At 49.8% G+C, this 20,914-nt stretch carries 25 protein-coding genes, 1 tRNA gene and 2 pseudogenes; 8 read left to right on the top strand and 20 right to left on the bottom strand.

Annotated elements, in window-relative coordinates:
- Positions 1 to 20 precede the first annotated feature (20 nt).
- Both ACNQFG_RS02505 and ACNQFG_RS02500 read left to right on the top strand, forming a co-directional pair.
- The gene (locus ACNQFG_RS02505; RefSeq protein WP_097791187.1) at positions 21 to 314 is read left to right on the top strand and encodes a TM2 domain-containing protein; all 294 of its coding nucleotides are present in this window, start codon (positions 21 to 23) and stop codon (positions 312 to 314) included.
- Positions 315 to 363: 49 nt separating this feature from the next.
- Positions 364 to 558 (top strand): hypothetical protein, encoded by a 195-nt coding sequence (locus tag ACNQFG_RS02500; RefSeq protein ID WP_207686880.1) that lies wholly within the window; start codon positions 364 to 366, stop codon positions 556 to 558.
- 226 nt (positions 559 to 784) lie between these two features.
- On the opposite strand, the gene ACNQFG_RS02495 is transcribed toward ACNQFG_RS02500, so the two are convergent.
- Positions 785 to 3,031, bottom strand: a complete 2,247-nt coding sequence (locus ACNQFG_RS02495) for a glycoside hydrolase family 2 protein (protein ID WP_423405866.1) — start codon at positions 3,029 to 3,031, stop codon at positions 785 to 787.
- A gap of 205 nt (positions 3,032 to 3,236) precedes the next feature.
- Positions 3,237 to 4,187 carry an L-lactate dehydrogenase gene (locus ACNQFG_RS02490; protein WP_097791184.1) on the bottom strand — a complete coding sequence of 317 codons (951 nt, stop codon included), beginning with the start codon at positions 4,185 to 4,187 and terminating at the stop codon, positions 3,237 to 3,239.
- 535 nt (positions 4,188 to 4,722) lie between these two features.
- Between ACNQFG_RS02490 and ACNQFG_RS02485 the strand changes: the two genes are divergently transcribed.
- Positions 4,723 to 4,813: transfer RNA gene (locus ACNQFG_RS02485), tRNA-Ser, on the top strand.
- A gap of 108 nt (positions 4,814 to 4,921) precedes the next feature.
- Here ACNQFG_RS02485 and ACNQFG_RS02480 read toward each other — a convergent pair.
- The 9 genes and pseudogenes from ACNQFG_RS02480 to ACNQFG_RS02440 form a co-directional block, all read right to left on the bottom strand.
- Positions 4,922 to 6,097 carry a tyrosine-type recombinase/integrase gene (locus ACNQFG_RS02480; protein WP_423405865.1) on the bottom strand — a complete coding sequence of 392 codons (1,176 nt, stop codon included), beginning with the start codon at positions 6,095 to 6,097 and terminating at the stop codon, positions 4,922 to 4,924.
- Between the two features lie 93 nt (positions 6,098 to 6,190).
- Positions 6,191 to 6,430, bottom strand: a complete 240-nt coding sequence (locus tag ACNQFG_RS02475) for a helix-turn-helix domain-containing protein (RefSeq protein ID WP_370569216.1) — start codon at positions 6,428 to 6,430, stop codon at positions 6,191 to 6,193.
- Positions 6,431 to 6,634: 204 nt separating this feature from the next.
- Positions 6,635 to 7,444, bottom strand: a complete 810-nt coding sequence (locus ACNQFG_RS02470; RefSeq protein ID WP_423405864.1) for a DUF6551 family protein — start codon at positions 7,442 to 7,444, stop codon at positions 6,635 to 6,637.
- Positions 7,435 to 8,109, bottom strand: a complete 675-nt coding sequence (locus ACNQFG_RS02465; protein WP_097839050.1) for a type II toxin-antitoxin system PemK/MazF family toxin — start codon at positions 8,107 to 8,109, stop codon at positions 7,435 to 7,437. The genes ACNQFG_RS02470 and ACNQFG_RS02465 overlap by 10 nt, the downstream gene beginning before the upstream one ends.
- Before the next feature lie 86 nt (positions 8,110 to 8,195).
- Positions 8,196 to 8,423 (bottom strand): hypothetical protein, encoded by a 228-nt coding sequence (locus tag ACNQFG_RS02460; protein ID WP_005927345.1) that lies wholly within the window; start codon positions 8,421 to 8,423, stop codon positions 8,196 to 8,198.
- A gap of 404 nt (positions 8,424 to 8,827) precedes the next feature.
- Positions 8,828 to 9,298, bottom strand: a complete 471-nt coding sequence (locus ACNQFG_RS02455; RefSeq protein WP_097791182.1) for a sigma factor-like helix-turn-helix DNA-binding protein — start codon at positions 9,296 to 9,298, stop codon at positions 8,828 to 8,830.
- A 537-nt stretch (positions 9,299 to 9,835) separates the two neighbouring features.
- The gene (locus ACNQFG_RS02450) at positions 9,836 to 10,543 is read right to left on the bottom strand and encodes an ImmA/IrrE family metallo-endopeptidase (RefSeq protein WP_423405863.1); all 708 of its coding nucleotides are present in this window, start codon (positions 10,541 to 10,543) and stop codon (positions 9,836 to 9,838) included.
- Positions 10,543 to 10,824 (bottom strand): hypothetical protein, encoded by a 282-nt coding sequence (locus ACNQFG_RS02445; protein WP_423405862.1) that lies wholly within the window; start codon positions 10,822 to 10,824, stop codon positions 10,543 to 10,545. Before ACNQFG_RS02445 ends, ACNQFG_RS02450 begins: the two co-directional genes overlap by 1 nt.
- Before the next feature lie 44 nt (positions 10,825 to 10,868).
- Positions 10,869 to 11,165 (bottom strand): annotated as a pseudogene (locus ACNQFG_RS02440) (DNA polymerase Y family protein); the annotation flags it as partial.
- 201 nt (positions 11,166 to 11,366) lie between these two features.
- On the opposite strand from ACNQFG_RS02440, the gene ACNQFG_RS02435 reads away from it, so the two are divergent.
- Entirely contained in the window at positions 11,367 to 11,783 is a 417-nt protein-coding gene (locus ACNQFG_RS02435; protein ID WP_015565734.1) for a helix-turn-helix domain-containing protein, read from the top strand.
- A gap of 45 nt (positions 11,784 to 11,828) precedes the next feature.
- On the top strand, positions 11,829 to 12,341 hold the full coding sequence (locus ACNQFG_RS02430) for an ImmA/IrrE family metallo-endopeptidase (protein ID WP_008396542.1): 513 nt from the start codon (positions 11,829 to 11,831) through the stop codon (positions 12,339 to 12,341).
- A 72-nt stretch (positions 12,342 to 12,413) separates the two neighbouring features.
- On the opposite strand, the gene ACNQFG_RS02425 is transcribed toward ACNQFG_RS02430, so the two are convergent.
- Together ACNQFG_RS02425 and ACNQFG_RS02420 are read right to left on the bottom strand one after the other, a co-directional pair.
- Positions 12,414 to 12,845 carry a hypothetical protein gene (locus tag ACNQFG_RS02425; protein WP_015565732.1) on the bottom strand — a complete coding sequence of 144 codons (432 nt, stop codon included), beginning with the start codon at positions 12,843 to 12,845 and terminating at the stop codon, positions 12,414 to 12,416.
- Positions 12,814 to 13,242 carry an MmcQ/YjbR family DNA-binding protein gene (locus tag ACNQFG_RS02420; RefSeq protein WP_097791181.1) on the bottom strand — a complete coding sequence of 143 codons (429 nt, stop codon included), beginning with the start codon at positions 13,240 to 13,242 and terminating at the stop codon, positions 12,814 to 12,816. The genes ACNQFG_RS02425 and ACNQFG_RS02420 overlap by 32 nt, the downstream gene beginning before the upstream one ends.
- A 512-nt stretch (positions 13,243 to 13,754) precedes the next feature.
- Here ACNQFG_RS02420 and ACNQFG_RS02415 point away from each other — a divergent pair.
- Together ACNQFG_RS02415 and ACNQFG_RS02410 are read left to right on the top strand one after the other, a co-directional pair.
- Positions 13,755 to 14,195, top strand: coding sequence for a hypothetical protein (locus ACNQFG_RS02415; protein WP_097791180.1), 441 nt, complete (start codon positions 13,755 to 13,757; stop codon positions 14,193 to 14,195).
- A gap of 54 nt (positions 14,196 to 14,249) precedes the next feature.
- Positions 14,250 to 14,396 (top strand): hypothetical protein, encoded by a 147-nt coding sequence (locus ACNQFG_RS02410; RefSeq protein ID WP_423405861.1) that lies wholly within the window; start codon positions 14,250 to 14,252, stop codon positions 14,394 to 14,396.
- 202 nt (positions 14,397 to 14,598) lie between these two features.
- On the opposite strand, the gene ACNQFG_RS02405 is transcribed toward ACNQFG_RS02410, so the two are convergent.
- Entirely contained in the window at positions 14,599 to 15,849 is a 1,251-nt protein-coding gene (locus ACNQFG_RS02405; protein WP_097791177.1) for an MFS transporter, read from the bottom strand.
- Positions 15,850 to 16,040: 191 nt separating this feature from the next.
- The gene (locus ACNQFG_RS02400; RefSeq protein WP_423405860.1) at positions 16,041 to 16,742 is read right to left on the bottom strand and encodes an alpha/beta hydrolase; all 702 of its coding nucleotides are present in this window, start codon (positions 16,740 to 16,742) and stop codon (positions 16,041 to 16,043) included.
- 496 nt (positions 16,743 to 17,238) lie between these two features.
- Between ACNQFG_RS02400 and ACNQFG_RS02395 the strand changes: the two genes are divergently transcribed.
- A complete protein-coding gene (locus tag ACNQFG_RS02395; protein ID WP_227621868.1) occupies positions 17,239 to 17,382 on the top strand; it encodes a hypothetical protein in 144 nt (47 codons plus the stop codon).
- 362 nt (positions 17,383 to 17,744) lie between these two features.
- Here the strand turns inward: ACNQFG_RS02395 and ACNQFG_RS02390 are convergent, their stop codons facing one another.
- From ACNQFG_RS02390 to ACNQFG_RS02370, 5 genes and pseudogenes are all read right to left on the bottom strand, one after another.
- A complete protein-coding gene (locus ACNQFG_RS02390) occupies positions 17,745 to 18,263 on the bottom strand; it encodes a hypothetical protein (RefSeq protein WP_423405859.1) in 519 nt (172 codons plus the stop codon).
- A gap of 129 nt (positions 18,264 to 18,392) precedes the next feature.
- The gene (locus ACNQFG_RS02385) at positions 18,393 to 18,731 is read right to left on the bottom strand and encodes a helix-turn-helix domain-containing protein (RefSeq protein WP_112091936.1); all 339 of its coding nucleotides are present in this window, start codon (positions 18,729 to 18,731) and stop codon (positions 18,393 to 18,395) included.
- A gap of 162 nt (positions 18,732 to 18,893) precedes the next feature.
- Positions 18,894 to 20,281, bottom strand: a pseudogene (locus ACNQFG_RS02380) (relaxase/mobilization nuclease domain-containing protein).
- A 47-nt stretch (positions 20,282 to 20,328) separates the two neighbouring features.
- Entirely contained in the window at positions 20,329 to 20,571 is a 243-nt protein-coding gene (locus ACNQFG_RS02375) for a hypothetical protein (protein WP_423405858.1), read from the bottom strand.
- Positions 20,572 to 20,594: 23 nt separating this feature from the next.
- Positions 20,595 to 20,870, bottom strand: coding sequence for a hypothetical protein (locus ACNQFG_RS02370; protein ID WP_423406540.1), 276 nt, complete (start codon positions 20,868 to 20,870; stop codon positions 20,595 to 20,597).
- Positions 20,871 to 20,914: the final 44 nt, after the last annotated feature.

Raw genomic sequence — 20,914 nt, 5'->3', positions numbered from 1 at the left:
ACAAAGACAGAGGTACAACAATGGCAAATACCCAATGGACAAAAGACCCCGACCACGGTTTTATCTGGAATTCCATCGAACATTACTTCTATTGGAAGGAAAACCGCCAGCGCCATGAGGTGAACCGGAAAAAGTATCTCCGCCTTTGCATTCTGGGGGCCTTTGGGGCGCACCAGTTCTACGCCAAGCGCCCGGTTTTGGGGGTGCTGTATCTGGCCACCTTCTGGACCGGCTTCTCGGCAGCCATGACCATCGTGGATGCTGTCATCGCGGCCCCCATGAAGCCGGACGAGAACGGCAGCATCTGGCTGTGACCCCCACCTCTTCTGAGCGGTTCCGCCGGGACCGGAAAGGTACAGTTTTATGAGCAACGTTTTGCAGACCCTGTTCAATACCAATCACGAGTTGCCTGATCTGCAGGTCATCGTGATTCTGGCCATCCTTGCGATCGTTGCGCCCTCGGTGGCCAAGTATCTTCATCAGCGGCGTTCCAGCGGCAGCACCAAGACCTCTGCCGCCTCGGCAAAACCCCGCGCTCAGCACAAGAAAAAGCGCTGAGCGGCTGAACTTTCTACGACATTTCCCTCTATTCATTCATCTCATTTACCTCCTTTCTTTTCGAAGAAACACCAAAAGCCCGCAGCGAAAGCTGCGGGCTTTTGGCGTTGCGGTCTCCCCTCTCAGGAGCATCCGAACAGAACGACAAAATGCCCCGGCAGGTGCTGCACAGCATCTGCCGGGGCGGTTTTATGGGGCTTTAACTTTGGGTTCTATCCGGGAACGCTCAGACCTTCTTGATCTTGATGAGCTGTGCGTTCAGGCTTTCCAGGAAGCCATCGGGCAGAGCCATGACGTTGCCCAGATTCTCCGGGGACATGGTCTTCATCATATCCCACATACCGGAGCCGGGCTTCACATCAAAGTTGGTGGTCAGCTTCACGACCTTGGCAACGAGGGCGAAGGCTTCGGGGCACTTGGAGACTTCTTCCATGTTGTCCTTGATGCTGTAGTAGCCTTCCGGGAACTCCATGGGAGCCTTGAGGTCCAGATCCAGGCTGCCGACCTGCTTGAACCAGTTGGCAACGCCCTCCTGGCGCTCGTTGAACTCCGGCAGGGTGTAGTAAGCGGGCTCCTCGGCGACCTTCTCCAGGGTGATGGAATCCTTCACATCGCCGGCCACAGCTAGGATGGTGTTGAAGCCTTCGTTCAGAGCAACGTCGAACTTGAAGACGCGGTGCGCGGTCTGCTGGCCGACTTCCTTGCCGTTGACGTACAGAACGACGGTGTCCTGGTTGGAGTAGATCTTGATCTCGGTGGTCTCGCCTGCGCGCTGTGCGTGGCGGCGGCCAGCGATGTGGACCATCGGGGTCTGGGTCCAGTAAGCCTGATAGACAAAATAGCTGTCCTTCTTGGTCTTGCGGTCCATGGTGATGAGGCCCTTGTTGTTGCGGCCGCTCACGCCGCCCTCATGACGGGCAGCGCAGCCGAAGTCGAACATGTTCCAGACGTGGGAAGCCCACACCCAGGGACGGTCCTCGAAGACCTGTGCCATGTGCTCGTGGTACAGTGCCTGATACTCCTCGGTGTAGTCCTTGCACTCCGGCGTGTTGCTGTGCCAGTTGATGATGCCCTCGCAGCCGTACTCGGAAACGCCGATGCAGATGTCGGGGTGGTCGGCGTGGAACTTGTCCAGCCAGGGGCCGTTCTGCTCCATCTTGCCGCCGTACCAGCCGAAGTAGTGGTTGTAGCTCTCCAGGTCGGTGATGTGGTGCATGGGGCCGTCCACGGGGGTGTGAGAAACGTGTGCAATGGTGGTCAGACGGGTCGGGTCAAGCTCCTTGCAGAGCTTCTCCAGATCGTGGTGGGTGTCCACCAGCTCCTGAGAGATGCCGCCGATCAGGATCTCGTTGGAGATGCCCCAGAACATGATGGAGGGGTGGTTGTAGTTCTGGATGATGAGCTCCTTCATCTCCTCCATGACGTGGGTGTGTGCGCCCTCGCCCTTCTTGAAGACGCTGATGAAGGGGATCTCAGCCCAGACGGCAAAACCGATCTCGTCGCAGGCATCGTAGAAGTCCTGGCTGTGCTGATAGTGTGCCAGACGGATGGTGTTGGCGCCCAGCTCCTTGATGAGCATGGCGTCCTCATAGTGCTCTTCGGGGGTCAGCGCGTTGCCCTCGAACACGCGGTCCTGATGGCGGGAAACGCCGCGCAGCGGGGTGGGCACACCGTTGATGGAGAAGCCTTCGTTGGGCGTGACCTTGAAGGAACGGACACCGACGTTGGCGTAGATCTCATCGACGGCCTCGTTGTTGCGCTGCAGGGTCGCAGTGACGGTGTACAGATTGGGCTCGTCCATGCTCCACAGCTGTGCATCGGGCACGTAGATGGTGACTTCGGTCTCGGCAGAGCCGCGGACAGCGGAAGCGACCTCGCGGCCGAAGCAGTCCTCGATGCTGTACAGAACGGTCAGGTCGTCAGCGGGGTTGGTGACGAAGCTCTTGATGGTGAAGTTTGCACCGCCGTCCTCCGTGGGGACCGGGGTGACCATGATGCCGGGGCCGCCGTAGTAGTCCAGATCAAAGTGTGCATTGGGCACGCTGATCAGGTTGACGCCGCGGTACAGACCGCCGTAGAAGGTGAAGTCGGCGGAAGCGGGGTACATGGACGGGGTGTCCTCATTGGAGACCTCGATGGTCAGCTCGTTCTCACCCTCGTGGCACAGATCGGTGACATCGGCACGGAAGATGGAGAAGCCGCCCTCATGGGTGGTGGCGACCGTGCCGTTGACCTTCACGGTGGCGCTCAGCGCAGCAGCGAGCACCTCAACATAGGTGCGGCCGCCCTCACGGGGCTGCTTGGGCTGCTCGAAGGTGCGGGTGTAAACGCCGGTGGTGCGCAGGTAGCTGCCGTTGCCGTCGTTGCCGTCCACAGCGTTCCAGGTGTGGGGCAGGTTGACCTGCTCCGTCACATGGTCGCCCTTGGGGAAGGACAGGGTCCAGTTTTCGTTCAAGGAAATGATCTCTCTCATTGATACGACTCCTTCTCAGTTTTTTCTCTGTGTGGGTCTGCGGTGCAGACCTCGTTGTGAGATTAGTATATCACAGGAAGCCTCCGGAACGTTTGTACAAAATCGCGTCAAAATAGTAATATTTTGTGAAAATTCCAACGACCGGTCCGCTTTTGTGCAGAAGAAAACGGCCCCGGCAGCTGCCGGAGCCGTTTTCAGGCTTGCATCAGATCCCGCACTCGTCCAGAATGCCGCGCAGGGTGTCTGCGGACTTCCGGAGATCGGCGGATTCCTTCTCGCTCAGTGCGATGGGGACCAGCTCTTCGAGGCCGTCGGCACCCACCACGGCGGGCATGCTCAGAACGACATTGTCCACGCCGAAGTCGCCGTGCATCATCGAGGAGATGGGCAGGATGGACTTCTCGTCCCGGATGATGACCTCGCAGATGCGCTTGACGGCCATTGCGACGCCGTAGTAGGTGGCGCGCTTCTTCTCAATGATCTCGTAGGCGCTGTTCTTGACCTTCTCCGCGATGTTCTCCTGGGACTGGTCGTGGTTGTAGTGGCCGCGCATCTCGCAGAAATCGTCCAGTGCGATGCCGGAGACGTTGGCGCTGCTCCAGGCCGCGATCTCGCTGTCGCCGTGCTCGCCGATGATGAAGGCGTGGACGCTCTTGCTGTCCACGGACAGGTGCTCGCCCAGCTGATACTTCAGGCGGGCAGTGTCCAGCACGGTGCCGGAGCCGATGACCCGTTGCTCCGGGAAGCCGGACAGCTTGATGGCGGCATAGGTCAGGATGTCCACCGGGTTCGCCACCACCAGCAGGATGCCGCGGCATTCCCGCTTGGCGATCTCCGGGATGATGCTCTTGAAGATGTTCAGGTTCTTGTGCACGAGGTCCAGCCGGGTCTCGCCGGGCTTCTGGCCTGCGCCTGCCGTGATGACGATGATGGCGGCATCCACGATATCATCGTAGGTGCCGGCATAGATCTTCATGTTGCCCACAAAGGGGATGCCGTGGCTGATGTCCATGGCTTCGCCTTCGGCCTTGGCGTGGTCTGCGTCGATCAGGACGATCTCCGAGAACAGCTTGCTCTGCATCAGCGCAAAGGCGGACGCCGAGCCGACGAAGCCGCAGCCGATGACGGCGATCTTGCGTAAATTGACGTTGTTCATAGGTTGCTTTCCCTCTTCTGCCGCCCACGGCGGCTCCATTCATTCCAAAACCTCTCCCGCCGGGAGAAGCTGCCGGGCCAAATCGTTAAACTTTTGCCAAGCTTGGATACATTACCAGAAATCACGGCATCTGTCAAGTGCAGGCGCAACGACGCCGCTGCTTTTCACAGGATGCCGCACAGCCCTTGAAAATATACCCGGCAGACGCAGAAGAAAACCAGTTGACGGAAAGCGGGAACTTTGTTATAATAATAGGGCTATCAAGCGGCTTTGGCAGCTTCTGCCCGCCGCTCCGAAGCGCGAAGTGAATAGGGAGATGTATCGAAGCGGTCGTAACGAGAACGACTCGAAATCCAAGTGGATGCTTCGCCGGATGTCTCCATATCACATGAGGGAACGTCAATTTTGATGTCCTGACAGGCTTCGGAACCTGTCTGAACGATGCGTTTTCTAACAATATTCTAACAGCAACTGTTCCAAGTTTCAAGGCCGATTTGCGATATACAAATCGTAAATTTGCCATGAAAATATACTTGGAGATGTATCGAAGCGGTCGTAACGAGAACGACTCGAAATCGTTTTGTCCTTAATCGGGCACGTGGGTTCGAATCCCACCATCTCCGCCAGAAGTCGCAGATTCAAACGAATTTGCGACTTTTTCTTTTGCATCAAGCAAAGAAAGACCGCTTTTCCCTCATCACAGTATGCTTTATACATGAACGATAAATCCATGATTATTTGGGGAGCTTGGATTCTCCCAGAAGGTTCGCAATGACCCCAGCAGACCCCTGTTTGCTTTTGTAATCGAGATGTGCGTAGATGTCAGCGGTGGTAGAAAAGGTGCTGTGCCCCAGCCATTCCTGAACCTGCTTCATAGATACGCCGTTCATCACCATCAGGCTGGCGCAGCTGTGGCGCAGATCGTGGAAACGGATGTGCTTCAGCCCGTACTTGGTCAGCAGCCAGTCGAAGTGCTCCGTCACGAAGTTCGGGCGGATGATGTTCCCGATCTCGTCCACACACAGATAGCCCAGATAATCCCGGTTGTAGCTTTTACCGCACAGGCGGCGGTAGGTTTCCTGCTGACCTTTCAGCATCAGCAGGCGGTCACGGATGGGCGGCACAAGAGGCAGCGTCCGCAGGCTGGACTTCGTTTTTGCACGGTCTGCCTGTACCAGAACCTTTTTGCCGTCGATGGATGCCTGCGTAACGATGTGCTTGATCTCCAGAGTGTTTTCCTCAAAGTCGATCGCATCCCACTTCAGCCCCAGCACCTCGCTGCGGCGCAGGCCGTAGAAGGATGCCAGCAGAACCGGGATCTCCAGCTTGGTGCCCTCTGCGACCTCCGTCAAAGCATGGATCTCTTCGGCACTGTAATAGCTGCCCTTGAACGCATTCTTCTTCGGACGCTCGACCTTATCTGCCGGATTGGTGGGGATCAGGTCGATCTTGACCGCATACTTCAATGCCTTGTGGATGTTTGCATGGTAATGGATCACCGAATTTGCCTTGACCCGTTCAAGCTGTTTGGTATAGAAATCCTGCAAATCGGTGGCTTTCAGGTCTACCAGCTTGATGCCGCGCTTGCGGAAATAGGGAGCGATGATGCGCTCCACCATTCCTTGATAGCTGGCATAGGTCGTGATTTGGACAGAGCTTTTCGTGACTTCCAGCCATTTCAGCATGAAGTCCGAAAAGAGAATGTCATCGTCCAAGCGGATCTCCGCAGGTGCGGTGGGAACCATGAAGTTCCTCCGACGTTCCAGCAAAAGAGCTTCGGCTTTCTTCTTGTTCCTCTTGACGGACAGACCGGTGGCTTCCCACTTGGTCTTTCGCTTTCCGTCTGCGTCCTTGTAACTCAGAACGATGTAGTAGAAGTCGTTTTTTTCTTGCAGATGCCCTGCTACCATAATGTTTCCTCCTGTCTTTGCATCCACCTGAATATGTAACTTCTGCCGCTGACACCATCAGTGTACCCAACGGCAGGAGAGAATGCAAGGATGTCACGCCCGGATGGTGTGACCGGGTGCGAATCCGATAAGATAAGTCAAAAGATGTGCCTTGGGGATGCGGTAGGAGCGTCCGACCTTCAAATGCTGGATGCTCCCCTTTTTCAAAAGCGCATACCCGGTTTTTGTGCTGACGCTCAATATCTCGCACATCTGGTCGATGTTCAGCACATCCGGGTAATCCCGGAGCATCACACGGTACGCATCACGGGGATTCAAAGTTTCTTCGCCCAAACAGATCCCCCCTTTCTATAATGGAGTGTACTGCTCTGTCTTGCGGTCGGGCTCTTCCTGAATCAAAGTGCAGGCTGCAATCTCGCTCATTCCGGTCCTCTCCTTTCTAGTTCAATATGTCAATTATTTGAAAGAAAATACTATATGTAAAGAGCAATGGCCTTTTTGGGGTACCATCGCCCTTGCCAAAGGAGATATTTGAGCTTAGAACTTCATCGGCAGTGCGTCTTTCCTGCACTTGCCGTTGTAGGCGGTGTAGATGGGGTAAACGTACCGCCGCCAGCCCGGGAGCTTGGCGGGGTTATCCCGGCTGATACGGTAGAGTTCCATGGGATGAGTGCTGCGCAGCGCACGGACAAGCCGCTCCGCGCTGTACTGTCCATGATACAGCTGCACAAAGTACATCACGCCCCGCAGGACAGCCGCCCGGAAGGAATCCGGTCTGCCCTCCCACGCTTCCACGATGTGCCGCAGGGCTTCGCAGTAGATTTCTTCGCCCAGCTGGTCGTACAGCTTCAGCGCCGTGCCCACGCAGCTGATACGGTAGTCGCTCAGCTGCATGCTGTCGTAGTTGAGGGACAGCCCCACCCGGTTGGTGGCTGCGACAAACGCCTTGGAAGGCGCATCGCCGCCCACTACCTTGGCGCGCAGCTTGATGCCCGCCGACAGGGGTGCGGCGTGACCGTTCTGCTCCGCAAAGAGCAGGGCTTCCTGCTCCATCGTCAGGCCGGTGTAGACCTTGCAGAGGATCGGGCGGTCCGCGCCACCGTTGAGGAGGATGCAGCCCTCGATGGTGTGCTGCCCGTCCATCACATAGTATCTGCCGTTGCGGAAGCTGACCTTCGGCTCGTTGACGATGTACTCATTGAAGTCTCTGGCGATCAGCTCCACCCGCTTGCGCTCCACGCCCCGCTGGTAGATCTCGCGGGGATAGATCAGCTTGCTGCTGTGGATGACCGAAAGCTGGTACGGCGGGTTGATACCAATGAAAGTATTGTTTTCGTTCAGGCGCATCGCATTTCCTCCTTAATTCTCCAAATGTACTTCTCGGCTTCCTCTAAGATCTCAGCCACCTGCTGCTTACGCTTCGGGCTGGTGAGCAGGCTGGGATTGAAGGTGAAGCTGTATTCCAACCGCTGGATCATGGCATGAACCGCGGATTGCAACTCGGTGTATAGCATCATTTCCTCGATGCTTCCGGCGTTCTCAAAAGACGATTTGATGGGCGTATAGGGGTAGACAGGTGGTTTGCCATCCACCACCTCAGGCGGCGCGTAAAGCGCCGTAGAGCGCCGGATAGGCTCCATCTGCTGGATGCTGCCCATGGGGTTCAGCGCAAGGCTGATACGCACTGCATCATCCACCCTGCGCATCTCCTCCGGGGTCAGATGCCCCAGATACTTCAGCGCCCGGCTCTTGTCGATGGTGAAGATCTGCTCTGCCTGCACAACGGACGGCATATTCAACCCTGCGTTTTCCAACAGGCAGTGGGTCGGCTGGTTTACTTTCTTTTCCGCCTTGCTTGTCATGGTCGCAACGATCAGGGTCGGAGAGTGATAGTTGCCCACGTCATTCTGAAGAATGACCGCCGGACGGTCACCGCACTGTTCCGAACCGGTGCTCGCCCCGAAATGGGTGAAGAAGATGTCTCCGCGTTGGAATTTCCAGTTTTGCTGCAAAATTGTACCTCCATGTTGTTATGTGCAAAGCCCGCTGCCGGATGTTCCGCAGCGGGCTTCGTTCACGGTATGGTGGTATGGTTGGATCAGCGGTGCATGACCACATAATCGTAGCCGCGCCGCATCTGGCAGACGGTGCAGGTGTCCATGCTCCGGTCTGCGCTGGGTACAAGTGCAATCTTGAATGCCTTTGCATCCACAAAGTGCCGCAGACAGGTACCGCAGAGGGTGCGGATGGACTTGACCATCTCAGGGGTCAGCTCCATCTCCTCGTAGATCTCCTGCTCGCGCACCGTGGGGTTCAACTCATCCATAAAAGTGTCCTCCTATATGTATCAAAGTGGATATTCGGATAAAGAATAAATTGGGATACGTAAAAAACGGAAACTGCCGGATGCGCAAAAACGTACCCGGCAGTTCCCGGATCAATATGATTAAAGGTCTCGCATATTCGCCCTCGGCCCCCTACGAGTGGGGCATAAACATCTGGCAGCGGACTTGTACCGCTTCATTGGCATTTCAGCCACCCCGTCTGCTTTGTGACCGGGCCGCGAATTACGGAAGTATCATTATCGGAGTACCAGATGACGGAACTATTCAGTTTTCAAGGACCATGAAGTCGGACGCTTTGCCCTGCGGCAGATGTCGCTTGGGAAATTGTCCCTTCACTTACGAGCCATCGAGAAGGGGCAAATTGTTACCTGAAAAAGAAAATAGTTCAAAAGTTCTTCAAAAACATAGTCATTCGCTCGATTCGCTTATGAATCGTAATCCTTTTGGATTCCAAGGCACTTGCAATCTCGGACTCGGTGTACCCGGCATAGACATAGAGCGTAAGGATTTTGAGATCAAGTTCCGATAAGCTTTCAAGAGCAGCCAGCAACCGCTCATTCTCGATTTCGCCGATCCATCCAAAGCGGCTCTTGGTTTCGTGGTAGGTATCTGTTACCGTGATCGCAGCCTCATATTGCTTAAGATCTGCTGCTTTCCTTGCGTCAACGTCATCTTCGCCATCACAGACTGCCACCGTGCTGGCATCATAGGCGCGTTCACTGTTCAGGACGCCCAAATCAAACTCATACATCGCCTGAATTGCCTCTTCGCTCATTCCGGCTTCGCGGTACTGCACACGGAGTTGCTCCCACTTTGCGTTCAGCTTGCGACGTTCATTACCATTATTGAAACTCATGTGTAACCTCCAAATTTTCGATAAGTCGTGAAAAGTCGAAAATTTGGAAGGCTACGGATATTTCGCCGCTTGGGGCATCCACGAAAAACAGACAAACATAAAGCCTGCTCCTTTTTACGGGAGCAGGCTACCTGAAGGCTAAAAAAATAGCCGGACAACCAACTAACAGAGCGGTTCTAAAAGCAGAATCACTCTATCAGCTGTTGCCCGGCTATTTGGTGCGCGTTTCATACATTGCCTTGCGGCAATGGCCCGTTGCTCGGTGACGAACAGTCCATATTCAGGGTGCAATGCACCCGATTTTTGAAATTGTGTTTTGCCTATAAAGCAATCAACGCCTGCGATAGGCTAAATCAACCGTTGCTACGTTGCCGCACTTGAGGCACTTTATGCGGATAGTGCCTGAACAGCTCTCATCTTTTTGGTAGAGCTTGTGTCCGCAAACGGGGCAAAACCTCCAGCCGATGCTGAATTGTGCCTGCTGTATATTGCTCAGTGGTTTATTTTTAAAAGGACGATTATTTGATTGAATCATGTTTATTCTCCAAATCGGATGATGTCCAATGGATGGCAGTGGATGGGTTTGCCTTTTATGACCTGCATCTGCTGTAGTCTGATCCTGATAGCAGACCACGATACTCCCATCTGCACAGCCATCTCCAGAATTTTTTCATAGTTCGGGTCGGATGCGGATTTGTATAGGATTCCATTCGGCAGGCACAGCGCTGCCCGTTCTATTTCGGCGTTGACTAGAAATGTCGGCATCAGCAGCTCTGCTGCAAGGGTGTTTGCCTGCCATTCTTCCCATGAGGGTTGTCCGTTTCGTTCCCGATAGGCAATGTGCCCACGGCACTTGACTGCTTTTCCATAGTCGTTCGGGAACAGGTCAGCTAAAATCTGGTGTGCCGCCTCATGCGCTATCGTGAAATTCCGGCATCCGGTGCAGCCGTCTGCCGCAAGGGCAGAATCGATCACAATGTCCTTCGGCATGAATATCTCTACAAGCTTTGTACCATCCCCTAAAGTTACGGTAAAACCGCATCTTTGAAAAATGGTCAGTCCGAGGACGCTGCCATCGCTACATAGCGGCAGCATTTTCACATTCAGCCCAAGAACAGCGCTTGCAAGCCGTTCAGGGTCAATGGGTTCCGGGGCATCTTTGCTGATCCCGAAGCGGGTATAGTACTGGTCGATATACTTACCCGCTATGCGCGAAAGGTCTGCGCGGGATAAGTACCTTGCCATTACGAAGCACGGCTTTCCGGCACAGAGCAGTAGGCTTCCACGAACCACTTGCCCTGTTCAAGCCAAAGATTCCGCTTCTGCCCGCAAATCAGGCAGGTGAAGCAGTGACCTTTTCCGCCAAGACGTGATGTACCGTGCTTGACTGCCAAGACACGATCAATTCCATAAGTGCGAGTCTTGTCATAGTTTATGGCAAGAGGACGGATCTTGCCGTCAGGAGTAAAACGAACATCCACTTCGACGTATCTTTTCTCACGGCGAAGGTTGTAATCACCACACATCAGAATTCCTCCTTTTATCAGATTTATCAGAATGCAGCGTGCATTACTTGCGAATCATATCGATCGTATATCTCACGAGCCAGCTTTGAAAACTTCATATATTGCTCATAGTGCGGCTCCACGATCACAAGATCCTAGCACTTCTGCTTTGCTTGCCAGATTGCCTCTCCCGTGGAAACGCCAAACGCCTTTGCTGCATAGTTCTTCGCAAGTACGATGCCATGCCGTTCCTCCACAGAACCGCCCACTGCCACCGGCTTGTTCTTCAGTTCCGGGTTCAGCATACACTCGACATAGGCATAGAAATTATTCATATCACAATGAAGAATCACTCTTTGCATCCCGTATTCCTCCTCTCCGTTCGTGAAAACACGAACAACTTTTCACGAACGCGTTGACACACAGCATTTCTTGTGATACTATAATTACACGAATTATATTTCGTGTTTTCATCGTCATTATAGCAAGCACAGTTTTTCGTGTCAATAGATTTTTATGAAAAAGCGTTCGTGTTTATCATCAAAAAAGAAAGAGGTATTCCTATGGTCTTCAAAGAAAGGTTGAAAGAAAAAAGAACAGAAGCCAATTTAACTCAGGTAGAACTTGCAGAGAAGGCCGGTGTAACCGCCCGCACAATTCAGAATTATGAACTTGGCAGCCGCAAGCCATCCAATATGGTTACGATGCAGAAGATTGCGGATGCGCTGAATACTACTACTGAGTACCTGCTGGGCAGCAGCGGCACCTATGTCGTAGAAGCTCACGAAAAAGGCGGCGCAAAAGCAGCGAAAGATATTGAAGAGCTGGTCAGTGAAGTGACCGGTATGTTCGCTGGCGGCGAATTAAGCGAAGATGCCATCGAAGGAGCTTATAAAGCTCTGACCGATGCCTACTGGATTGCCAAAGAGAACAATAAAAAATACGCCCCGAAAACGAGGCGTAAAAAATCCGATCAGTGATATTTATCGTACACACTTTTCGCTATACTGTAAACTGGAGGTGGTATGATGAATGCGGAACAGCTTTCACGGGTCGGTGAGAAACTGGTAAAACGTTGCGGTTCCAGAGACCCTTTTGAAATTGCAAGGCAGCTTGGTATCAATGTCATGCTTTGCGAAAATTTTGGTTCCCTGAAGGGAATGTACCGGGTGATTAAGCGAAATCGCTTTATTTTCCTGAATAACAGTCTGGATGAAAATATGCTGCGCATTGTGTGCGCACATGAATTAGGGCATGACCAGCTTCACCGGAATATGGCGAAAACCACCCCGATTCATGAGTTCATGCTCTACGATATGAAATCCAAACCAGAATATGAAGCCAACATCGTAGCAGCAGAAATCCTGATGGACAGCGATGAAGTCCTTCGCTACATCTATGAGTATGGATACACAGCTGAGCAGATCGCCAGTGCGATGTCCACCGACATCAATCTGGTTGCGCTGAAGGTGGCGCACCTGGCCACACTTGGATATAATCTGCACGCGCTGGAACATAAAAGCAACTTTTTGAAATAATGTACCTTCGAGGAGCCTGGACTGGCTCCTCTCTTTTTGTTGCAAATTGTGCAGATGACGTCTGCACAATTATCAGCCTAACATCTGCATATGATAGAGATTCACTTTTTCCTCGAACGGCAGTCCCGGATCAATGCCGACTTCTTCCCACATCACACCGAACGGTGCGCCGCCATCTGTGTATCCAGCGATAAAGGCAAAACGATCATCGCAGTCCTCATACAGTTCTGCCAGACGTTCCCTCTCTTTCGCTTCCCGCTCCATTCTCCGCTGCCGAAGCCGCTGCTCTTCAGCCTGTTTTATCTGGTCGAGCTGTTCCTGTGTATAATTGACCCCCAGCTCCTGCAAATCTTTAGCGGCAGTCACAGCATCCACATGAAAGCGTTCCCGGTAATGCTTGTTCATCTTTTTCGGTGAACCGGTATAGGTGAGCAGCCACTGCTTGCCTTTTCGGAGGCGTGCTTCCTTTCGCTCAGCCTTCGTCAATTTCTTTTTCTTTGCCATTTGCGGAATCTCCCGGATTTTTTCCTGATGACTTTAAGTTGCGCTTTTTCGGTGCTGTCAGCTCATAGCTCAAAGAAAGCAGATCTTTGATAGCATCATCCAGTTCCGGCTTGCCAAGCTGAATACTGAGCCATTTTTCCTTGTTCATGTGATAGGCCAGAAAATAGCCTTTCTGCCCGCGAAGAGAGCCAATCAGTAGCAGATCGCTTTTCACATTAAGGACATCAACGATGCCTGCCTCCGGCAGTCCCAACTTATCAGCTGATACTTCCAGAACTACACCATACCATTTATTATTGTCGTTGTGCCGCAACACAGCATTCCAGTCATGCCTGGGATATTCCGGCTCTGTGCCGTACTGCTGGTGTATCCATGTAAATAATTCTTGTCGCGTCATTCCACATTGCAAGTGAAGTCAATCTATGTTGTACTTCCCACTGCATCCTCCATTTCCACAGAATTCGCAGCCATAAAAGCACGGTACGACGAGCAACAGGCAAAACATAATGCACATGAGTATATGTACCCTGTGCGAAAAATCATCTGTAAGGGCTGCGGAAAAACGTTTTATACAATTGTCAAATCGAAAAAATATTGTGACTACTACACGTGCGGAAAACTTGGCAACTGGAAACGCCAGCGACAGAAGCGGCTTGCACAGCGCACCGGCCTTGTTTGCAGGTGTTGTGGCAAAACATTTACGCCTAAACGCAAAGATGCTGTCTATTGTAGTAATGCCTGCCGTCAGAAATCCTACCGCCAGAGCGTTACGGATAAATCATGCGATCAAAAAAGACACATGGTAGAGCCGTAACGAAATTTCAAAACGATTCTGCTTAGCAGCAAACGGACATTCTGTCCATTTACCACAACCGTAACGATAGCACCACGACTGCCGATGTTATCATTTTGGAGACATCGTATCTTGAAGCTGCCAAGCCTGAGCTTGAAAAATACGATGTTTTGACAAAGCAAATCAAGGCTGCTATCAAAACGCGGAAAGAGTTACAGGCCGAGAAAAAGGCAACGCCAATTCTTAATGTTTTGAAGCATCGTGAGCTGACCAGCCGCATCGAGGATTTGACGGAACAGCTCGAAGATTTGCGCTCGGAGCGGGCAATAATCCTCATGTATCTTGACTGTGAAGAAAGTAGGGATACCGCCGAAGTCAAGAAAAGGTGTACTGCCGCAGAGACGATGCTTGAAAAGCTCGAAGTCAGCGAGGCAAAGTATTCTTATGCGCTGGATGATGCAAAAAACGCTTTTGCCGACTTACAGGAACAGGCAAAAGATTTGGACGCAGGAGAGTTATATGAAGCAAGGCTGGCTATTCGCAACGAGAAAGAATAGAACGCTGTTCAGCAACTGCAAAAGGCGTATGGAGAACAGTTTACTCCTGCTACAATGCTTCATGGCAGGCGTGATGTTGAAAAAGTTCTCAATGAAAGAGCCGAACCGCCGCAGTCTGTTCAGGAAGAAAAACGCAATCGTCAAGCAATGGCTGAAGATCCGCCGAGGCAAATACCCAAACGCAATGAAATAGAGTTATGAACCACAAACAGGCCGAGTATACGTTGATTTCGTTCTCGGCCGGCTTTCTTTTATATTTGATGTTTACAAGTGCAAACATCGCAAACAGACAAAAGATTTTGAATCCCCCAAGACTATAGCATAGCGAAAAGAACATACAAAAAATTGAAGCATATTAATAACAATTCTTACAACATTGATAAAACAATTTGATGCGGAAAAGTTAAAGTTTTCTGAAATTTGTATTTGCTGCAACACAGCAAGTTATTAAAACGCACAAAACCCCCGCTCCACAAAAAACGAGACGGTATTCAAGTGCTTGAGTGCCGACTACATTAATAATAAGTCCAAGATTTGATTGCAACAGCTTCGGTAAAACAATGTCAACAAGCGGGCCTACGACAACGTATGACAAAGGAACAAAACACCTTGCAATCATGGAACGCGATGCAAACACACGCCCCTGAAGAATCCGTGGTGTTTCCTGCATCCACAATGTGCCGGCAACCGTATTCAAAATTGGCGTAACAAATGAAAAGGAAAATCTTCCGATTGCAACAATGCAAGTAATATGTGTGAACCCCATAAGTTGCAAAGCTATGCCAGCAACCAAGCCACCAATAACGATCGTTTTATAAGTAAAATGTATTTTCTTTGAAAATGTAACAACCAAACTTCCGCATAAAATCCCGAATCCACCACAAGCCTTAATAATGCCTAGGTCAAATGTATTCCCAAGTGTCAAGCCGAAAGGCTCTATTAATGAGGTTGCGAGATTAAACGTAAAGTTTAAAATAGTAAAGTAAATCAAAAGTACACGTAAACTTCCTTGAGAAAAAATAAATTTGAATCCAAGCAAAATTTCTCTTTTTGTATTTCGTTTCTTCTGATTTTCGTTGTCCATTGAAAACTTGCTTGAATCTATCGTAACAAGAATTACTAAAGAAACAAGATAGCTTATTAAATCAATTATTATAATCCCATTTAGTCCAATTAATGGATAGAGCATTCCGGCAACAATCGGGGAAGCAATACTATCCAATGAATCAATAATCTGACTCATGCCGTTAGCAGTTTTTACTTCATCAGGAGAAACCAAAGTTGTAATTGATGCTTGATATGCATTATTATCAAAGAAATTTGCACAAGAATCAAGAAAGGTAAAAACACAAAGAACAAAATAATTGAATTCATAATAACTGACGCAAATATAGATAAACACACTTATCAAAGCGGCAATGGAGTCGGCGCAAATAATGATAGCCTTACGATTGTATTTGTCACATAAATAACCACTGAAAGGTGCTAAAAATATCGCTGGTAATATAGAGAAAAGGAGAATCAAAACCATTGGGGTCGCTTTTCCTGTGACCGTGTAAACCCAGACACTTACCCCAAATGACGTTAATCCTGTCCCCAAAATGGAAATCAATCTTGCAAACCAAACTTTCCTATAAGACGAATTGATATTCATAACTATTATGCCCTTCCGCCATCAAATGGGATGTGCTTCATCACAATCTCAAATATAAAATCACAAATGCATTTAATACATTCGGAATCAATTGAACCAGTTTCATTACGAAAGGAATGATCAATGCTAAAGACTTCCTTATGAATTATATCACTTTCAGTAGAACTAATTGAATCGAAAAAAAACAGATGTTATTTAAAGTCGATTGCGCAATCTCGACTTCCTATAAGCAAAAGTAATGGCAAAGAGATGCTTTTGCATCCACTTAAGAAATCAATTTCAGACAGCTCATGGTAATAATTTGTATCATGCCCTGCAAATAGTCCATGTTCAACATATGTACTATACTGAGGATTTTGCTTCACGATATCATTAATGGAGTGCTTTCCATCAAGAACAATTTCAATAAAGGAATCAAATGTCCGCGCATTATACATTATTTTGTCTTTTGGTATTCCCCTTAATATATCTTGCCGAATTTTATTTTTGACAAAGTAATCCTTCGGGCCAAAAATCATTGTATCAAAAATAATTGCAGCCAATACGCTCTCTCTATTTCGATTAACTAAAGACGGAACCATTAGAGCACCAATGCTGTATCCAAAAAGAATCAGTTTTTTCCCAGAGGCAACAACATGATGCATGGCAGCGTCGTATAAGTCAATTATGTCGTTGAAACCATATTTACCACATTTATATCCGTCACTATCACCGTTCCCAAATAGTTCGACCCTTACCGTAGGAATCCCAAAATTGCTCAAGCTATACATTAAATCTCGATACGTGTTTTTACTCAATAATGGAGTATCAATTGTTGAGCAATCAATGCCTTGCAATAAAAAAAGGACAAAATCATTATCGTTAGGTTTTGTAATCAGAAGTTCTATAAACAAATTTTTGTATATTTATTGTTTTCCATAGCAAGCCCTCCTTCTGATCTCTCCTGCATCGTAACAGACTCTTTTTGTGTGTAAATAAAGTCAACATATTCTCTCGCTGACCATTCACCCTCTATATCATATCATGCTATCAACAATCTGTCCATTGGCATTTAATGCACTTGTCATTTGACGACCTTGTGCATATTGTACAAGGTTTTGCGGGAGCCGTGATTGATATTTGCATTGAGCAGCAGTTGCATACAAGGTCTCTATGTTCGCGCATCGAATTTTTCAAATTTCCAATTGTTATCGACTCAGGGACTGTTAATTTTAGTTATATGTTGTATTATGTAACCTTTGCAAATCAAATTATCTGTACCTTTTCATTAGTATTGAAATCTCCCTTAGTAAAATTTGCAAGATTGTTGTCAGTCTATCTATAGCAGTCCGATCAAATAAAGTTACAACTTGACAAAAGGTGTAAGATTGAGTCAAAGAGGCGATTCAAATGTTGCACAATGAAGCAAGAAAACTTCTGATTCAGGCATTGGAAAAAACACACAATGCAAGAGAAGTCGCTGAAAACTTCTCTGTCAATCGAGGCACGGTACAACTCTCCTTTCAGGGCAGTTTCGCTTCTTCGCAAAAATAACAGGCGCGTTGTTGACACGGGTAACGGTTGTGCCGACCCAACCAATCAAAACATTGAATCTTTTACGAAGCGAACGGACGGTCTACGCTGTTAGTAATTCCTGAATGGAAACCAAGCAAGCAGTTTTGCCACTTTCAGCCCCAGTTAGTACTTCAATATTACTATGTTTTGGAGATCGGCACAACCATATAACCGTCTTTGATGAAACTATTTTTGTTTCATCGATGACATTGTACCAGCAAGCAGTGCAGACGTATATACATCTGCTTATTTTGCGTTGCAAAAACGCTTGTTGGGGAATGCCCCAAGCCCCTTTGATCTGCATTTTTCAATGCAGGCTACGCATCCCTTTGGGACGCTTTTTACCCGGTGATGTGCTCTGGGTCGTTCAAAACTTGCATGAGGTGAGAAGCGGCTTCTGCAAGAGAATCGTACTTCATCTGTTCAGGAACAGGCGCATCCAGAAGCGTAATGCCCCATTTCTGCATACATTCCGCAAGCTCCTTCTGCGCCAGCAGTGCAGCCTCCCGGCGCATTTCCGGGGAAGTGTTTCTGTCCAGAACGTAGGCAGTATTAAATCTGCCATTGCGATCTTCCGTCAACTGCACCATGGAGTAGTGTTCCTCCCAGTAGTGGCAGTACCAGACTCTGCCGCCGATGTTTTCCATGTTATGGCAGAGATCTTCTTCACCACTCCATTGCGGCACTTCGGAGAGAATGCTCTGCAGCTGCTCATACGCTTGCTGTTCGGCAGGGGTGGCTTTCTTGCAACTGTATTCCCGCTGGATGGTACGCTGCCAGTACAATGCCAGCTTGCCGCACTTTGCCTGCTCGATTGCATCCTGAATATCGGCTAAAATGCTGTACCGTGGTTCTCTCATCTTGACACCCCCAAATAATCAACTCTTTAGGAAACAATACATCCTATAAGAATGATTATAGCCGAAAGGAATGCAAAAGAAAAGCGCACCGGCTAAATTTCAGCCGATGCGCTTGCAAAGTTTGCGATTTTATTCCTCGTTTGTGAGATAAGGGAGATTGCCGATATAGGTGTCCAGCAGATCGAGTGCCGCTTTTTTCTGGATGGGGGTCAAGCCTTCCAGCCGCTTGCAAATCTCATCGTCGGTCACATGGGATGCGCTGGGAACCAGATCGCACAGCAGTGTGTCTGCGGAAATATTCAGAGCATTCAGAAGTTTGACAATGGTGGCAAGACCGGGTTCCTTTAAGCCGCGCTCTACCATGCCGATATAGTTGGAAGAAAGCTCGGATTTTTCCGCAAGCTGTTCCAGCGTCAGTCCATGCTGTATCCGCTGCTCCCGTAGTCGCTGTCCAAAAAGCTCTTTCATAGTGCAACCTCATCCTATCGTGTTCTTTACACTCCATAGGATACCTGCTGGCGGCACCAACATACACAATCGAAAGAGATAAACCATTCCGTTAAAGATTGAACCAACAAAAAAAGATTGCCGGGTGCCGACCTCTTACGGTCAGTTCCCGGCAATCTGCGTTTATCGAGCCTGCTCGTTCTCCTGTGATGGCTTTTCTTCCGCAAAAAATCGTTCCACGTTTTTCTGTGCCCGAACCAGTTCTTGCATCTCGTTCCGTGCCTTGCGATAGTCCGGGTAGGCTGCTTTCTTTTGGGTCAGTAGTTCTGCAAACTCCGCATCCAACTCCTTGACCTTTGGGAGCGTTTTCAAATTGGATTCATCAAACGCCGCTTTCGCCGCCTTGTGCAGAGTGATCTCCTCTCGGTGGGCTTCCAGAAATGCCTTGCTGTACCCGGCTTTCCGATAAGCGGCGTACACCTCACGGGTCCTGGCATAGTTGATGATATGGGTTTTCAGCACGGCAATTTCCGTCAGCCTTGCTTCTGCTGCCTTGATGGAATCGCCCATGGCATGATAGCGTTCTGTCGCCGCCGTTGCTCGTTCCCGCAGTTCGTCGGCACTGTTGATCTTCTGCTCCTGCAAAAATAGCAGTGTCTTGGACATCTCTTTCAGGTTGAACTTCGTTGCCCACTTTTTGTAGCCGACGCTTTTGCCCTCTGCCATTTTCCCTTGAATGTCAACCAGCAACTGGAACGGCTGCTCTTTGGGCGGCTTTTTCTGATACGGTTGGTGCTTCGCCTTTCCCTCCAGCACCGCCTTGATCTCGTCCTCGCCATAGCCGGTGCCCAGAGTTCGGAACCGAATAAAGCGTTTCTGTCCCTTGCCCTTCACCGCCGTGTACTTGCCACGCTTCACCTCATAACCCTGCTGCTCCAGCTTTTGCAGAAACGCTTCGTAATCCCCCGGTTTTTCTGCAAGGATTGTGTCGATGATTCCACATAGGCAGTCCCTGTTGCTTTCCTTGGGAGGATAGAGAACACGCTTCTGCCGTTCCCGGTAAGGCTTCTTTTCAATGACTGACAGCTGATGCTCCAGACAAATCAGGTCGCTCAACCGCTGCACTGCCAGCCGGAAAAGAAAAAATCCCGGAACTTTCTTGTGCCGTCCAGTGCGGTGGAGTTGAAAATCACATGGTTATGGATGTGGTGACGGTCTGTGTGGGTGGCAACAACAAACGCATACTTGCCCTTGGTAAAACGCATGGCAAGTTCGTAGCCCACCTTGTTAGCTTCCTCTGCAGTGATTTCCCCCGGACGAAAGGACTGCCGTATCTGATAAGCGATCACATCGCTTTTCTGCCTGCGTCCGTTTACAAGGTCGTACTGCCGCTTGGTAAGCATAAATTCTTCATCTGCTGTCAGGGCGCTACAAGCATAGCTGCTGACATACTGCCCCTGCTCGGTCTTGTCCGGGTTTTCAATATAGTCCGTGCGATTTTTCAGGCAGGCCGCAACCGACTTTCCTTTGTTTTTGTGCAATGCAATCAGCCGCGTTGCTGCCAGCGTCATCACCCCCCTATTGCAAAGAAAAATGCCGCCCAGAGGCGGCATTGAGATCATTTGGATATTTTTTCGTAATCAGAAGCACCAGCCAGATACACGGCTTCCAGCCGAACACTCTCTAACTCGTTGCTGATTGCATCTAATTTCAGATAGCGTCTCCACGCTTCTTCGCTGATAAGCACTTTCAGCGCATTCTCTGCGGCAATCTTTTTCTGGATCAGCGCATGGTATTCGTCATTGTCTGCAAGTTGCCTCTGTGGAATATCTTTCAGATTTTTCCAATAATAGGCGGTCATAGCATCTGTGTCCATCCAATCCCTCACAATCCGGCAACCCAGCCACTAAAACGCTCTGCTACATCTGCAATCAAAGTGCCCATAAAAATCAACACAAAGCATCCAAACTCCGCCACCAGCAAGATCAAAAACTGCATCCACTCCCGGCAGTACAGCGTATAAAGGCCGCAGCCGAAAATATACAGCATGGGCAGCGCCAGCACAAACGCTGACAGGTTCAGCGTCCATTTCAGCATCAGCGCAAGGAAAGCCGTAAGCAGCCAAAACGGGAAAACGATCATCTTAAAAACGAACCTCATATCTAGCACCTGCCTTTCTTTCACCCCTATTATAAAGGTGGCAA

The sequence above is a fragment of the Faecalibacterium prausnitzii genome, assembly GCF_049532945.1.
Classification (GTDB): domain Bacteria; phylum Bacillota; class Clostridia; order Oscillospirales; family Ruminococcaceae; genus Faecalibacterium; species Faecalibacterium prausnitzii_N.
Note: the sequence above shows the minus strand (reverse complement) of the source record. Positions and strands in the feature narration are given on the sequence as shown.